The following is a 15,215-nucleotide window of genomic DNA, read 5'->3' on the forward strand; positions in this document are numbered from 1 at the left end:
ATTTTATAAATCCAAAGGAGTGTATGACTCATGAGAATGGTCGATATTATTGATAACAAACGCAACGGAAAAGAATTAACTGCTGAAGAAATTCAATTCTTCATTGATGGCGTTTGTGATGGCACTATTCCTGATTATCAAACTAGTGCCTTATTGATGGCAATCTATTTCCAAGACATGACAGCTCAAGAACGGTCAACTCTGACCATGAAAATGATGGAATCGGGCGATCATTTGGATCTGTCCGAAATTCCAGGTATCAAAGTTGATAAGCATTCTACTGGTGGTGTGGGCGATAAAATCAGCTTACCATTAGCCGCAGTCGTAGCCGCCACTGGTATTCCAGTGCCTATGATCTCTGGACGCGGTTTAGGCCATACTGGTGGAACATTAGATAAGTTGGAAGCGATCCCGGGCTACAAAGTAGAAATCAGCGAACAAGACTTTATCAAGCAAGTCGCTGCCGAAAAGTTAGCCATTATTGGCGCCACCGGTAACATTGCTCCGGCTGATAAGAAAATTTATGCTTTGCGGGATGTAACCGATACCGTTGATTCAATTCCGCTCATTGCCAGTTCCATTATGAGTAAAAAGATTGCCTCTGGTACTGATGCCTTAGTTATTGATGTCAAAACAGGATCAGGCGCTTTTATGAAGACCTTAGACGACTCCATTGCTTTAGCTAAAGCTTTAGTTTCTATTGGCAAAGGTGTGGGCATGCAATGTATGGCTGTAATTTCCGACATGAATCAACCACTCGGTTACAAAATTGGTAATTCTTTGGAAATCGAAGAATCTATTGATGTCTTAAAGGGCCAAGGCCCCGCAGATGTTACTGAATTAATGCTAACTTTAGGTAGTTACATGGTTGTTTTAGGCGGCAAAGCCAAAGATGCTGCTGAAGCCCGGAAATTACTCGAAGATGCTATTAGTTCCGGCAAAGCTTTAGAGCGCTTTAAAGCAATGATTAAAGCTCAAGGTGGCGATGAGCGCGTTGTTGATGACTATTCCATCATGCCCCAAGCGCAATATAAGATTGAATTACCAGCCCAACAAAGCGGTGTTGTGGCTCAAATAAAAGCCGACGAAGTTGGCATTGCTAGCATGATGCTCGGTGGTGGTCGCCAAAAAGCAGAAGATCAATTAGATTACAGTGTCGGTATTGAACTACACAAAAAAGTCGGTGACGCTATTCAAGCAGGTGAATCATTGTTAACTATTTACAGTAATCGGGAAAATGTCGATGATATCAAAGATTTATTGTATCAAAACATCACCGTGGCCGATCATGCTGATAAGAACCCAATGATTTACAAAATTATTGATTAAATACTGCGACAAGTAACGTTCAGCAGTGGAATATAGCCTAGATAAAGGACTTAAGTTTTGGTCTTTAAACTTGAGATCTTTAGCGTAGCTAGACGCAAACTGTTGCTACTTGGAGCGCTTAACCACTGCGACAAAGGCCGATTTAAAGCTGAGGATTAACCTAGACTAAGGACTTAAGTCGGGCTTTGACTTGAGTTCTTAGTTGTAGTTAAACGTAAGCTTTTAGCTTTTGGAGCGCAAGATCACACTGCGACCAGTAGCCATCTTAGTTAAGGATGCAAGTGTTATTTATAAACTTAAAATCTTAACTATTGAGTGTGATTTTACAATCTTTATACAGATCAGATCCATTACCATATTCACAATTCAGAAAGGTGAAAATTATGCGATTTGTTTTCTTGTTAACCGGAATTTTACTCGTTTTGATAGTTGGTTGGTTAGTCAGTAGTGACCGCAAACATATCAAATTCAAAAAAATGGGAATTATGTTTGCCCTCCAATTAATCATTTCTTTCCTATGTTTAAATACTTCAGGTGGTATTAAAACAATGGGAGCCATTTCCAGTTTCTTCAACTGGTTAATGGTTCAAGCCGCCGGCGGAATCAATTTTGTTTTCGGTGGTTTAGTTATCAAAAAAGGCGCTTCCGTCTTCTTCTTAAATGTTTTAATGCCGATTGTCTTTATTTCCGCTTTAGTAGGAATTTTAAATTATCTAAAAATCTTACCCTTTATTATTAAATGGACCGGTTTTATTTTGAATAAATTAGCTGGCATGGGTGAACTGGAAAGTTATTTTGCCGTTTCCACTGCTATTTTAGGACAACCGGAAGTCTTCTTAACCATTAAAGATGTCATCCCCAAGCTTGACGAAAAGCGGCTGTATACCATTTGTGCTTCGGCCATGAGTGCGGTCTCTGCTGCGGTCTTAGCTTCTTACATGCAGTTAGTTCCTGGTAAATTTGTGGTAACTGCGGTTTTCTTGAACATTTTATCGGCGTTGATTGTTTCTTGCATCGTCAATCCCTATGATGTTTCTGATGAAGAAAACAAAGCCATTAATGCCGACTCCGCGACAACTAATCTTTCCCATGAACCTTTCTTTCAAGTTGTCGGTAATTATATTCAAGATGGTTTTAATCTAGCTATTACCGTTGCGGCCATGTTGATTGGTTTTGTCGCTTTAGTAACTTTCTTAAATAGTACTTGTTCAGTTATCTTCCATATCAGTTTTACCAAGATTTTGGGTTATATCTTCTCGCCAATTGCGTACTTAATGGGTGTTCCGAGCAAAGATATCCAACAAGTTGGTAGCTTAATGGCCACCAAACTCTTGACGAATGAATTTGTGGCCCTAGGTCAATTGCATAAGATTGTGCATGTCTTAAGTCCCAAGGCTGTCGCCATTATTTCTTCCTATTTAATTTCCTTCGCAAACTTTAGCGTAATCGGTATTATTACCGGGGCAATTAAATCCATTAGTGCTAAGCAAGGATCATTCGTGGCTAAATTTTCCATGAAGTTATTATTAGGTGCTACATTGGCTTCTATCTTAACCGGAACGATCGTTGGTCTTTACTTCTAAGACTACCAATACACTAACATTAAAAACTCGCTTCGAACTGACAAGCGAGTTTTTTGTTGTCTTATAAATAAAATTTGGTGGTTTGATAATTATAGACATTTTGGGAATAATCAAAAATCCGCCCACTAGTTGAATAAAACACTTCTTGAACGACTAAGCCAAAACTAGTTTTAGCCAAAGCTAATTTTTGCGCTTCTAATTCTGTTAAGGGCCGTACAGCAAAATACTTATCCGAAAAACCCACTTTAATCTGATGAACTTGTTGCAAATAATGAAAGATAGACCCGGTCGCAATGGCAACATTTAAAAACGGTACCTCTTCAGTACTATAATATGAAGTTTCCCAACACGAAATCACGCCTTGTGCTAGCTTGATTCTTTGGACTTGATACACGGGCGTTTTCTGTGAACAATGTAAATATTGGGCGATCTCTACTGTGGGATAGATTTTTTTGACAGTCACATCCGCATTCGTTAATTGATTGTCTTCCAAGTCATTGGTCCAACCATGATTGGTCTTAGAAAAGTTCAGATAACCAGCTTTAGGCGGTTTACGCACAAACGTCCCACTACCTTGCACTTGATAAATTAAGCCCGCTCGTTCTAATTCTGTTAAGGCTTTGAGAATTGTAGTCTTACTCGTCTGATAAGTAGCTTTTAACTCATTTAAGCTCGGCAATTTAGCACCTTGTGGCAACGAATTTTGTTGCATCATTGCAATTAGTTGTTGGGCTAACTGTTGATATTTAAGCATAGAAACCTCCTTAATAATCTAATCATCATTTTAAAAAGCGCTTGCAAAAATTAATTTAGCGTTTTAAACTGTACGTGTACAGTTGTGAAAGCCCTTACTGCTAGTTTAACAGAAAATTGGTATTGATTAAGTCTTGATCTTACTTTGACAATAATGGAGGTTGTTACATATGAAAGACTTTATTAACAAAAAGTTACTACCACCGGTAATGAAATTCGTCAATACTAGGCCCCTCAAAGCGATTAAAGATGGAATGATTTATCCCATTCCCTTTATCATCATCGGCGCTATTTTTTTAATCCTAGGGCAACCACCAATTCAGGCCTTACAAAATTATTTTAATAAAATTGGTATTGCTGCTGTGTTCATGCAAGCAAGTGATGCTTCCTTCGGCATCATGGCTTTGTTTGCCGTCTTCGGCATTGCCTATTCTTGGGTCAAAGATGAAGGCTTTGATGCTGCACCTGCTGGACTCTTAGCGGTCACGGTCGATATCATTTTACAACCTAGTACCATCACTAAAGTCACTAGTATCGCCCATCCCGATAAAACATCCACCGCTTGGCAAGTTTCCGGGATCATTGACAAAAACTGGCTCGGCGGGCAAGGGATGATTATCGCTATCTTAGTTGGACTCTTTGTTGGTTGGCTTTACTCCTGATTTTTGAAGAAAAATATTACTATTAAAATGCCGGAACAAGTTCCCCCTAATGTGGCAGGTTCTTTTACTGCTTTGATTCCGGCGGCCGTCATTGTTTCGTTAGCGGCTGTTGTGTATGGCATCTTCAAATTAGGCTTCAATACTACCTTAGCCGAATGGATTTATAAGGTTATTCAGATTCCACTGCAACACGCTACTGATGGCTTGTTAGGCGTCATTGTCATTTCTCTATTACCAGTCTTTTTATGGTTCTTTGGTGTACATGGCTCCACGATTGTTGGCGGGATTATGGGACCATTATTATTATCAAATAATGCCGATAATTTGGCTTTGTATAAAGCTGGTAAATTATCTTTAGCTCATGGTGCCCACATTGTCACTCAATCTTTTATGGATCAATGTTTAACAGTCACTGGTGCCGGTATGACCATTGGTTTAGTAGTTTTCATGTTTGTTTTTGCCAAATCAGCCCAGATGAAAGCTTTAGGCAAATTGGAGATTGTCCCAGCTTTATTTAACATCAATGAACCAATCTTGTTTGGTTTACCGATTGTTTTAAATCCCATGCTAGCAATTCCCTTTATTTTAACACCGGTCATCTCAGGACTATTAACCTATGCTGTCATTGCCCTCGGCATTATTCCACCTTTCAACGGAGTCTACGTTCCTTGGACCACACCAGCAATAATTTCCGGCTTAATTGTCGGCGGTTGGCAAGGAGCTGTTTGGCAAACCTTAATGTTAATTATGAGCTTCTTTATTTACTATCCATTCGCCAAAAAGTATGACAGCATTTTATTAGCACAAGAACAGGAATCCGTTGCTGAAGACTAAAATTAATTTAGCTTATAAAAAAAGAGCCCCTAACGGCTCCTTTTTTATTGGCTTACTCAACTGAACAACAACTATTTGAATCCCCACGATAAAATTATTTATTTTCAGCTGCCGCACTGGGCAAGAAGAATGAGGCCAGTAAGCCAATGACGGCAAACACAATCATTAAAATAAAACTCCATTGATAGCCAATTTCGGTAGCCTGAACTTGACCGACACTAGTCTTTAGAGTAGCTGCCAAAGCCACCAGCAACATTGCTAAAGCTGTTCCCAGTGAACCCCCGATTTGACGTACCGTCGATGAAGCAGCATTGGCATGAGCCGTTAACTGCGGTTCAATCATATTGATACCGGCAGTAAAAGTCGTCATCATTGTAAAGGAAATACCCACCATCCGAACAGCATAGCACAGTCCAATCAAGACTAAACTTGTCTGAGTATTGAACCACAGCATGGGCAAAGTACCTAACAACAACATGGCAAAGCCAAAGAACGCTAACTTCTTAATTCCAAGTTTATCATAGAGTGTTCCCGAAATAGGATTACAGATAATCATCACAATAGCCCCCGGCATCATGACTAAGCCCGCAATCAAGGCCGATTCTTGCCGTGTCGTCTGTAAATACAACGGCAGAACTAGTTCAATGCCCACCATTGCAATATTACTAATCGTACTTAACATAGTACATAAGTCAAAACGCCAATTTCTAAAGACGCGAATATCTAATAGTGGTTCCTGCATTTTTAATTGGCGCCGACAGAATAAATAAATGACTAAAATCCCGATAAGGAAAACAACCGCTAAACTCACCGTAATTTTACCCGTATTGCCTACTTCCGATAAAGCATATAACAATAGACCAAAGCCAATAATTGATTCGATAAAGGATAAAAGATCGGTTGTCTGTAATTTGGGTGTAGTTAGATTTTGAATCGTAAACAACGCTAAAATGGCCACTAAAGCACTCGTCACACTCAAAATAATAAATAACATTTGCCAATCAGCATATTTCAAGATTAAACCGGATATTGTCGGCCCGACCGCTGGGCCAAAGCCAATCACAAAACCCGTAATCCCCATGGCGAAGCCGCGCTTTTCGGGGGGAAACATCATCAAAATAACATTTTGAATAAACGGCATTAACCCCCCGGCCGCCACAGCTTCAATAATGCGTCCAGTCAATAAAACCCAAAAGTTGGGTGCCACTAGACAAACCATAGAACCGACAAAGAAGATTACCATCATTGTCAAAAAATTTTGTTTCAAATTAAAAGAATCAAAAATCCACGCCGAAATGGGAATCATTAAACCCACCACTAACAAGTATGCAGTCGTTAACCATTGCGCAGTGGCTTGATTGACCTGAAACGCACGCATAATAGTGGGCAAAGCATTATTTAAGAACGTTTCAGCTAACAAAGCAACAAAAGAACCAAACAATAACACGGCCATCATTAAAGCTCGTTTTTTTCCAGAAATACTTTTAACTGTCGTTTGCAATTTTGCTATCTCCTTTTTGTAGCAAGCTACACTTTTACGTAAAATTTAGAAATTTTGAATGATCTGCGTCAAAATCGTCGCTAATTGCGCCTGCTGTTTCTCCGTTAAGCCGGCAATAATTTGATCATTAACACGACTCATTGTCGCGCGAATATCCACAATATGCCGATCTAATAAAGCACTCCCTTGCTGCGTCAACGACAAACTAACTTGACGGCGATCATTCGACAAATGACCCGTATTAATTAACTGGGCCTGTTCCAAACGTTTGACGATGCTTCGCATTGTTGGGTGACTCAAAGCAAACTTTTGTGCCACTTCGCGTTGCGTAATCGTGCGACCGTTAGATTCATATAAATAAACCAGCAATGTAATCTGCGGACCGGTCAAGTTTTGTTCTGGAATGAGTTTAGCGATTTGATTATTTAATTCTTTTTCAATTAAAGTATTAGCTACTTTAATCTGCGGACCCAATTGCCGTAATAAATCAGCAGTCATTCAACCACAACTCCTTTTCAAAAAGGTAGTTTACTACATTTTTTTAAAAAAGCAAAATTTTTTTGAGCATTAATTTACTGCCTACCAAAGTGCTAAACTAGTACTGGGCAAGTTATGAGGGGGATTAAAAATGAAATTCACTTTTGAAACTGCATTTGGAATTTTTCTATTGTTGTTAGGACTATGGGAATTTGTTGCTGTGCATAATCACTTCAAAAGTGTTCAAAAGTATGCCACTGCCAGTACATCACATTTTGTGGCATTAGCCTTATACTCAGGAACCTACTTTGAAGTTTGCTGTTTAATTTTCAGTATATTATTCATTCTAAATCTTGCCTAAAAAATTCGTTTACTGAATCAACTGCCGCTAGGCCCGTTGTTCAATAAACGAATTTTTAATTACTATTTGTGGAGTAGACTTGGAGCATCAATCACTTCTTCAAACGTAAATTGGTGCTGGTTATAAGTAAATTTTAAAATATTACAATTTTTCAATAATGGCATTTGGGCAATATCCTGAGCTTGCGGCCAATGCTTCAATAGAAAGGCATGGCAGGCGCCACCGTGACTAACTGCCAAAACTCGATGATGATCAGGTTGCTCCATAATGTGGGTCAAGGTCTGATCCATCCGTGCTTGAACCTGCGCCACTGACTCACCACCATAATAAACAAAGTAGTCACCATAAGAGTGTGCTTGCGGATCAATTGGCGGATTTAACCGTTCACTTTCACCTTCGTACAAGCCAAAATTCCACTCTTTAATTCCCTTTAGTCGCTGATATGGTTGGCTGGTGACAAACTCCAGAGTATCACTGGCCCGTTCTTGTGTAGACGAATAAGCATGATCAAACGTAATTCCTGCTTGTTTGAAATATTGCCCCACCTCTTTGGCTTGGCTAATACCTTGCTGAGTTAATGGCGAATCGCAAGCCCCTTGAATTCGATGAGTTTGATTAAATAAAGTTTCGCCGTGACGCATAAGATATAATTCTGACATAATTAACAATTTCCTTTCCTCAAAAGTTGGAAACGATTAATTAAATTATACCGCTTATTTAAGGAAACTCTGTATTAAATTAACAACATGTAGAATCATTTTTATCAGTCGTCATAGCATCATAGACGGCTTCTAAAGTTTGGTAAACAGTCGTTGCATCTAAATCATGTTGCGCAAACAGTTGTTGCCACCAATCATTTATCACTTGCCGTAATTGGCAAACTTGATTTTGCCCACGCTTAGTCAGATTAATGCGCTTAGCACGGCGATCATCCACGTCACATTGGCGTTTAATATAATTCTTTTGGGCTAGAGTTCGCAAATCACGGGCCAACAAGCTCGGATCCATGACCATTTTTTGGGCAATTTCTTGTTGCCTGTAATTAGGATGTTCATCAATAAACAATAGTAGATCGGTTTCGGTCGCCCGCATCTTTAAACAATCTAATTGTTTATTACACTCATTTTTCGAACCACGATAAATTCCGGCAATAAACTTGCTCAAGTTATAATAGTCCAATCATTTCCCCTTTCTGTTCGCCAACACACTACTACCCACTTTTGGTCGCAACTTAATTTATTGTTGCCGCTTTAACAGTTTTTTAGTAACCCACCGAATATATTTTTTATATTGATTAGCTGGTAAATCTTCAATCAAAGTCAAAGCTTTTTGGGAATAGTTTTGGGCTAACTGTTGTGCTGCTTTTAAACCGCCCGAAGTCCGAACCCGGTCCGCCACAGCCGTAATTTCCGCTGGCGTTAACTGTTTTTTATCCATTAAAAATTGTTTCAATTCATTATCGAACTGTAAAGCGTAAATCAGCGGAATGGAATAGACACCGTTTTTTAAATCTTCTAATTGGGGTTTGCCAGTTTGCTTATGGCCTTGGTAATCTAAAATATCATCTTCAATTTGAAAAGCCATGCCAATATTGTGGCCGATAAAACGGGCATGATGAATAATTGTCGGATCATCTGTCGCCAACACAGCACCAAATTGTGCACTTAGTTCAATTAACTGCGCCGTTTTACCTGCAATTTCGCGCAAATACATTTTCACAGTGGCTTGCGGGTTATAATTAATCCGTAACTGATCTAGTTCACCTTTTAAAATTTTTTTCATACCGCGCGCATTTAATTGTACTTCTTGTTGATTAGTTGCTACCTGGCTGATTAAATCAAAATAGACGGTCATCAAATAATCGCCGGCATAAATCGCATTGCGATCTCCCAAGTGAACTTGGATAGTTTCCACATTGCGCCGTAACTTAGAATCATCAATGACGTCATCATGGATCAAAGTGGCAATATGCAAAACTTCCATGGCCGCAGCTGCTTGAATCTTTGTTTGGTACGCCACATCGCCAAAATCACTAAAAATTAATAGGCAAGCGGGGCGAATCATTTTACCACCGCTAATCACTTGTTCGCGAATTGGTTGAGCAATTGCTTGATCTAGTGGATCAATTTGTTTTAAAATAAAATTTTGAACGTCCTGCAATTGCTGTTTCAATTCAGGAATTGCAGACCACATCGGGTTAATCATTGACAGGCACCTTTTCATGTATAATCTTTATATAGTATATCAAAAATTAAGTGAGGTTTATTGAAAGTTTGAAACCAAAAGTTTTTTTAGAATTAGTTGAAATTAAAGCCAAAACGGCGAGTGTGTTTCCTTTTTTATTAGGTGTGTTTTATACCATTTACCATTATCAGCAGCTGAACTGGCTCAATACCATTCTCTTTTTTGTGGCCATGTTGTTATTTAATATGGCGGTTGATATTAACGACAACTATTGGGATTACAAAAATGCTGATCATGATCAAGGCCAAAACTTCCGCCAAAAAACCAATGTCATTGGAGTTAATCATTTAAATATTCATAAAATTGGTTGGCTCAACTATTCCTTGATGGTTGTGGCAGCTTTAATTGGCTTATTGTTAGTAGTCAGAGTTGGCTGGTTATTACTAGTTATGGGACTCTTTTGTTTTGCCGTCGGATTTTTTTATGCTGGTGGCCCGTGGCCGTTAAACTCCTTACCCTTAGGCGAATTATTTGCGGGCTTTACGATGGGCTTTATGATCTTTTTCATCACGGTCTGGCTCAACGTACACCAATTAGTCAGCCTTAACTGGTCTTTTATTTTACCAATATTATTGGCCTCAAGTCTAGCAATGTGCGCGATTGCTTCCCTACTTTTAGCTAATAACATTTGTGATTATCAAGAAGATTTAGATTTAAAACGTCATACCATTGTCCGTTATCTAGGAGTTAATAGCAGTCTCTGGTTATATGCACTGTTATTAATTGCTGGTTATTTATTGTTATTACTCGCTGTGATTAAGAATTATTTGCCCTGGTTTGTCATGCTGACTTGGCTAACCATTCCGGTCGTCTACCAAAATACCCGACAATTCTTTGTAGTTCATGTCAAACAACAAACCTTTAAACTAGCAGTGCAAAACTTATTTATCATGACTTTCACCCAAGTCGTCACTTTAGGAATCGGTTTAATTATTCCTTAGTTTTTTGTAATCGCGATTAATTTCTTGGGCGCACCGCATAATACACAAAGTAAAAATGGTATCGACAGTTATATCAATTGTCAATACCATTTTTTGATTATTTAATTAATTGATAAGTGTCCCGCACGATCATCAATTCTTCATTGGTTGGAATCACGAAAACTTTAATGGGTGAAGCACTTTGACTAATTAAAGCAGTTTTGCCACGCACCTGATTGGCTTTCGGATCTAACAGCACTCCTAAATGTTGTAATTGTTGACAAACACCCGCACGCACTCCAGCATCATTTTCACCAATCCCCGCCGTAAAGACCAAAGCGTCTGGCTGTTCATTTAGTAAAGCTAAATAAGATCCTACATATTTAACAATCCGATTAATAAACATTTGTTGCGCCAATTGCGCTTGTTGATTACCTTGTGCAGCCGCTTCATCAATATCCCGTTTATCATTAGACAATCCGGAAACACCGAGCAAACCCGAATGATGATTTAAAATATCTAACACTTCCGAGATATCAGAAATCTGTTCTTTTTTCATCAAGTACTCTAAGATCGAGGGGTCAATATCACCACTTCTCGTCCCCATCATTACACCGGCTAAAGGCGTAAAGCCCATCGAAGTATCAATGGCTTGCCCATTTTCAATGGCCGTCACCGAAGCACCACTACCTAAATGCAACGTAATTAAATTGGTTTGCGCAACTGGTTTTTGTAATAATTGGGCGGCTTGCTCTAAGACATAGCGGTGACTAGTACCATGCGCACCATATTTTCGGATGTGATCTTGACGATAATATTTCATTTCTAAGGGATATAAATAATTGACGGGTGCTAGAGTTGTGTAAAATGATGTATCAAACACTGCCACTTGTGTAGCTTGCGGTAATAATTTGGCAAAAACTTGAATATAATAAGCCTCCGTCGCGTTATGTAGCGGCGCTAATTCGGCTAAATTAGCAATTTCTTGGGCGACATACGGGGTTATTTTAGTTGAACGCTTAAATTTTTCACCGCCTGACACAATCCGGTGCCCGACACCTTTAATATCTTCTAAGTGCTCCACAATCCCCAAGCTTTTGAGACGTGTTAAAATTAGGGTAGCAGCAATTTGTTGATTAGTAATCGCTTCTTGTTGTTTAAACTTGTGGCCCTGATATTCTGCTTCAAACACTGCATCAACTTTACCTAGACGATCGATCATTCCTTGTGCTACTTTTTTTTCACTCGGTAAATCATAAATCTGCCATTTCAAACTCGAACTACCTGCATTGACCGCCATTATTAACATAAAATCCAGCCTCCAATTTCTTAGTTGGCTTAATTATACTTCAAAGAAACCGGTTGCACAAAAATTGTTAATAAAGCCTAGCTAGCGAACAAAATCGCAAACAGCCAGCTAAGAACGCTAAATTATGATTTTTTATCTTTAAGAAATACCGTTTTGGGAATTTGTGGCACACTCTCATTTATACGCATTTCCATTTATCTCAACAACTTCAGAAAACTTTAAAATAAATACAGTATATCGGTTTTCAGAACTTCAGAAAAAGTTTATAATAATTGTTAGAATTACATACAAAGAAAGGATTGGGTTTATGGCTCACATTGTAATTTTAGGAGCAGGCTATGCTGGCTTAGGTACCGCCAGAAAATTAGCAAAAATTGCTCCTGCAGACACACAAATTGATTTAATTGACCGTAACACTAAGCATGTTGAATCAATCGAACTTTATCAAGTTGCTGCGGGTACCGCCAACGCAGACAAAATCAGTTTTGATATTCGCGGAGTATTACCGGATAATGTTAACTTTATTCAAGCGAATGTTTCAAAAATTGATTATGAAAACAAAACGGTTGAATTTGCTGATCATGATGACTTAACTTACGATTATGTTGTTCTTGGTTTAGGTTTCCGTTCTGAAAACTTTGGTATGGAAGGTGCTGATCAATACTCTTACAAACTGCAAGATATTCCTTCCGCCGAAAAGATTTATGAAGTTATCAACTCTAACATTCGTAATTATAAGCAATCCCAAGACCCGAACGACTTAAATATCGTAGTTTGTGGTGCTGGTTTTACTGGTATCGAATTATTGGGTGAATTAATTGACACCGCTAAGATCTTAAAAGCTAAGTATGGTGTTCCCGAAATTAACATTACTAGTGTGGAAATGGCACCGCAAATTTTGCCAATGTTTGACTCTGAGTTGGCACAATATGCTGTTGATTTCTTAAGCAAGAACGGCATTAAAATCATGACCAGTGCAAAAATTAAGAAGATTGAGCCAAATGCTGTTGTTTATACAAAGGGCGACAGTGATGAAGAACAACGCATCTACGCTAATTCTATTATCTGGACAGTTGGTGTTAGTGGTAGTGATGTCATTAAAGACTCCGGCTTCAATGCTCGGCGCAACCGGATTACAGTTACCGACTATCTAAACATTGAAGATCATCCTGAAATTTATGTGGCTGGTGATGATTCTGCTTCCATGGATCCTAAATCCGAACGACCATTACCAACTACCGGCCAATTAGCTTTGGCACAAGCAATTGTTGCTGCAGAAAATATTGTTGCTGACATTCAAGATACTCCAAAGAAGAAGTTTGTTTACCAATCTAAAGGAACAATTGCTTCCTTAGGACCTTCTCATGGTATTGCTGAAATTACCAAACCACACTTGAAATTAAAGGGTGCTGTTGCTGCTATGGCTAAACGCTTCTCCTTTGAACAAGTTTTATATGAAGTTGGTGGCGTTAAGGGTCTCCAAAAGAAATAATTTATCAATCACAATCAGATTTAACAAAAAATTCTAGTTATTTTTCCAATGAAGAAAAGTAGCTAGAATTTTTTATTTGTTTTCTCGTAATTAATAATAGTAATTCAAAGAAACTATTTAAAATAGTGTACATTAAATTGTAAAAAATATTGTTAAGCAATAGTCATTCATCTTTAAATTACACTAAAAGAATTAATGACAAAAAATTAAGTACTTTACTTTGCCCCAATGCCAACAATTTGAAAAATTGTTACTAATTTAGTAAGATAAATTACAAGAATGTAGGTGGTGAAAAATCAAGATTACATATAAAAATAAACGTGTCCAGCAAGTCTGTACAATGCCTAAAAAAGCACAAAAAATTTATGGTAAAGAGATTGCAGTTGCACTCTTGGGATTAGTTAATGCTTTAAACAGCGCAGAGAATTTACAAGATATTAATGCTTTAAGAATTTATCATGTACATAAATTATCTAATAATCGTCATGGTGAATTATCACTTGATATTAAGGGCAGGAAAAATAGTTATCGCCTTATTCTGCAGCCCCTAGCTAGTGATTATCAGCCATTAATTGATTCCACAGATAATTTGGTTTTATTCTACACTGCTGTTGATATTGTTAGGATTGAGGAGGTATCTAAACATTATGAATAAAACAATTACAGATAATTTTGCTGCCTTTCATCCAGGATACTATATTAAACAATATTTAAAATCTCAAAACATGAATCAACATGAATTAGCTAAGCGTTTAAATACTAATGAAAAAACCGTTAGCCAACTAATCAATGGCAAAATACCGCTAACTGAACAATTAATCGAAGGTTTAGCCATTATTTTAGGAACATCGGCACAATTTTGGAGAAATTTAAATAATCAATACCTAGACACTATAAATCAAATTAAATTTGAGCAGCAATTAACTAAAGATAGTGCAATTGAAAAACAAATGGATTATAAATTTTGGCAAAACTTAAATCTTGTACCAGAAACACATCAAACTAAACAAAAAGTATTGGAATTAAGAAAATTTTTTCATGTATCCTCTCTTGAAGTCTTAAAAAATCATGATTTTTTAGTCCAATATAAAACCGCTGTTCCAAAAATTAAAGATACTAACATTATTAATTCTAATGCTTGGGTACAAACTGCCTTAAATTTGGGTAGTAACACTTCCGTGGAACCCATTAATATTACATTTCTCAAGGAAAAATTACCGCAGATTAGATCCATGACCACCCAAGAACCGGAAATATTTTTACCTAATTTAAAGGAAATTTTTTCTAAAGCGGGTGTAGCTTTCGTCATCTTACCCAATCTAAAAAATTGTGGTATTAACGGTGCGGTTAAATGGTTAAGTAACGATAAGGTATTATTAGCTTTAAACGACCGCCGTAAATATGCGGATATTTTTTGGTTTGCACTTTTCCATGAAATCAAACATATTTTTCAAAATAAAAGAGGACACATTATTGTATCCCCTCAAAAAAATGAGGCCATTAATAGTATTTTAGACTTATCTAAATTAGAAAAAGATGCTGATTTATTCGCCCAAAATTATCTAATTCCACCTAAATTGTATCAAGCTTTTATTATGCAAAATAATTTCTCAGCTGAAGCTATCGTCAATTTTGCTAAATCTACTGATTTACACCCTGGCATCGTCGTTGGTAGGTTACAAAGAGAACATAAAATTTCCTTTAATCAATATAACAATTTTCGACAGCAATATAATATCACTAATTAAAG

At 37.7% G+C, this 15,215-nt stretch carries 13 protein-coding genes and 1 pseudogene; 7 read left to right on the plus strand and 7 right to left on the minus strand.

The features are described from left to right. The first annotated feature begins 30 nt into the window (after nucleotides 1-30). Together AC3B5B_RS03710 and AC3B5B_RS03715 are read left to right on the plus strand one after the other, a co-directional pair. A complete protein-coding gene (locus tag AC3B5B_RS03710) occupies nucleotides 31-1,329 on the plus strand; it encodes a pyrimidine-nucleoside phosphorylase (protein WP_489769341.1) in 1,299 nt (432 codons plus the stop codon). Between the two features lie 383 nt (nucleotides 1,330-1,712). After that, complete coding sequence (locus AC3B5B_RS03715) at nucleotides 1,713-2,912, plus strand: NupC/NupG family nucleoside CNT transporter (protein ID WP_489756920.1); 1,200 nt, start codon at nucleotides 1,713-1,715, stop codon at nucleotides 2,910-2,912. Between the two features lie 61 nt (nucleotides 2,913-2,973). On the opposite strand, the gene AC3B5B_RS03720 is transcribed toward AC3B5B_RS03715, so the two are convergent. Further along, the gene (locus tag AC3B5B_RS03720; RefSeq protein ID WP_489756919.1) at nucleotides 2,974-3,666 is read right to left on the minus strand and encodes a GntR family transcriptional regulator; all 693 of its coding nucleotides are present in this window, start codon (nucleotides 3,664-3,666) and stop codon (nucleotides 2,974-2,976) included. A 169-nt stretch (nucleotides 3,667-3,835) separates the two neighbouring features. On the opposite strand from AC3B5B_RS03720, the pseudogene AC3B5B_RS03725 reads away from it, so the two are divergent. Next, a pseudogene (locus AC3B5B_RS03725) lies at nucleotides 3,836-5,161 on the plus strand (PTS sugar transporter subunit IIC). A gap of 94 nt (nucleotides 5,162-5,255) precedes the next feature. On the opposite strand, the gene AC3B5B_RS03730 reads toward AC3B5B_RS03725, so the two are convergent. From AC3B5B_RS03730 to AC3B5B_RS03750, 5 genes are all read right to left on the minus strand, one after another. Beyond that, a complete protein-coding gene (locus AC3B5B_RS03730; RefSeq protein WP_489769342.1) occupies nucleotides 5,256-6,662 on the minus strand; it encodes an MDR family MFS transporter in 1,407 nt (468 codons plus the stop codon). A gap of 45 nt (nucleotides 6,663-6,707) precedes the next feature. Next, nucleotides 6,708-7,160, minus strand: a complete 453-nt coding sequence (locus tag AC3B5B_RS03735) for a MarR family winged helix-turn-helix transcriptional regulator (protein WP_489769343.1) — start codon at nucleotides 7,158-7,160, stop codon at nucleotides 6,708-6,710. Nucleotides 7,161-7,562: 402 nt separating this feature from the next. Continuing rightward, nucleotides 7,563-8,159 (minus strand): histidine phosphatase family protein, encoded by a 597-nt coding sequence (locus tag AC3B5B_RS03740; protein ID WP_489769344.1) that lies wholly within the window; start codon nucleotides 8,157-8,159, stop codon nucleotides 7,563-7,565. A 79-nt stretch (nucleotides 8,160-8,238) separates the two neighbouring features. Further along, entirely contained in the window at nucleotides 8,239-8,679 is a 441-nt protein-coding gene (locus AC3B5B_RS03745; RefSeq protein WP_489769345.1) for a MarR family transcriptional regulator, read from the minus strand. A gap of 57 nt (nucleotides 8,680-8,736) precedes the next feature. Continuing rightward, a complete protein-coding gene (locus tag AC3B5B_RS03750; protein WP_489769346.1) occupies nucleotides 8,737-9,705 on the minus strand; it encodes a polyprenyl synthetase family protein in 969 nt (322 codons plus the stop codon). A gap of 68 nt (nucleotides 9,706-9,773) precedes the next feature. On the opposite strand from AC3B5B_RS03750, the gene AC3B5B_RS03755 reads away from it, so the two are divergent. Beyond that, on the plus strand, nucleotides 9,774-10,685 hold the full coding sequence (locus tag AC3B5B_RS03755) for a 1,4-dihydroxy-2-naphthoate polyprenyltransferase (RefSeq protein WP_489756912.1): 912 nt from the start codon (nucleotides 9,774-9,776) through the stop codon (nucleotides 10,683-10,685). 97 nt (nucleotides 10,686-10,782) lie between these two features. On the opposite strand, the gene AC3B5B_RS03760 is transcribed toward AC3B5B_RS03755, so the two are convergent. Continuing rightward, nucleotides 10,783-11,973, minus strand: a complete 1,191-nt coding sequence (locus AC3B5B_RS03760; RefSeq protein WP_489756911.1) for an acetate/propionate family kinase — start codon at nucleotides 11,971-11,973, stop codon at nucleotides 10,783-10,785. 307 nt (nucleotides 11,974-12,280) lie between these two features. Here AC3B5B_RS03760 and AC3B5B_RS03765 point away from each other — a divergent pair, with 307 nt between their 5' ends. The 3 genes from AC3B5B_RS03765 (at nucleotide 12,281) to AC3B5B_RS03775 (ending at nucleotide 15,213) form a co-directional block, all read left to right on the plus strand. Next, nucleotides 12,281-13,465, plus strand: coding sequence for an NAD(P)/FAD-dependent oxidoreductase (locus tag AC3B5B_RS03765; protein WP_489756910.1), 1,185 nt, complete (start codon nucleotides 12,281-12,283; stop codon nucleotides 13,463-13,465). Nucleotides 13,466-13,805: 340 nt separating this feature from the next. Then, nucleotides 13,806-14,120, plus strand: a complete 315-nt coding sequence (locus AC3B5B_RS03770) for a hypothetical protein (protein WP_489756909.1) — start codon at nucleotides 13,806-13,808, stop codon at nucleotides 14,118-14,120. After that, nucleotides 14,113-15,213: a helix-turn-helix domain-containing protein gene (locus AC3B5B_RS03775; protein ID WP_489769347.1), complete on the plus strand. Its 1,101-nt coding sequence runs from the start codon at nucleotides 14,113-14,115 to the stop codon at nucleotides 15,211-15,213. The genes AC3B5B_RS03770 and AC3B5B_RS03775 overlap by 8 nt, the downstream gene beginning before the upstream one ends. The last annotated feature ends 2 nt before the right edge of the window (nucleotides 15,214-15,215 follow it).

It is taken from the genome of Bombilactobacillus sp. ESL1187, from assembly GCF_058107155.1.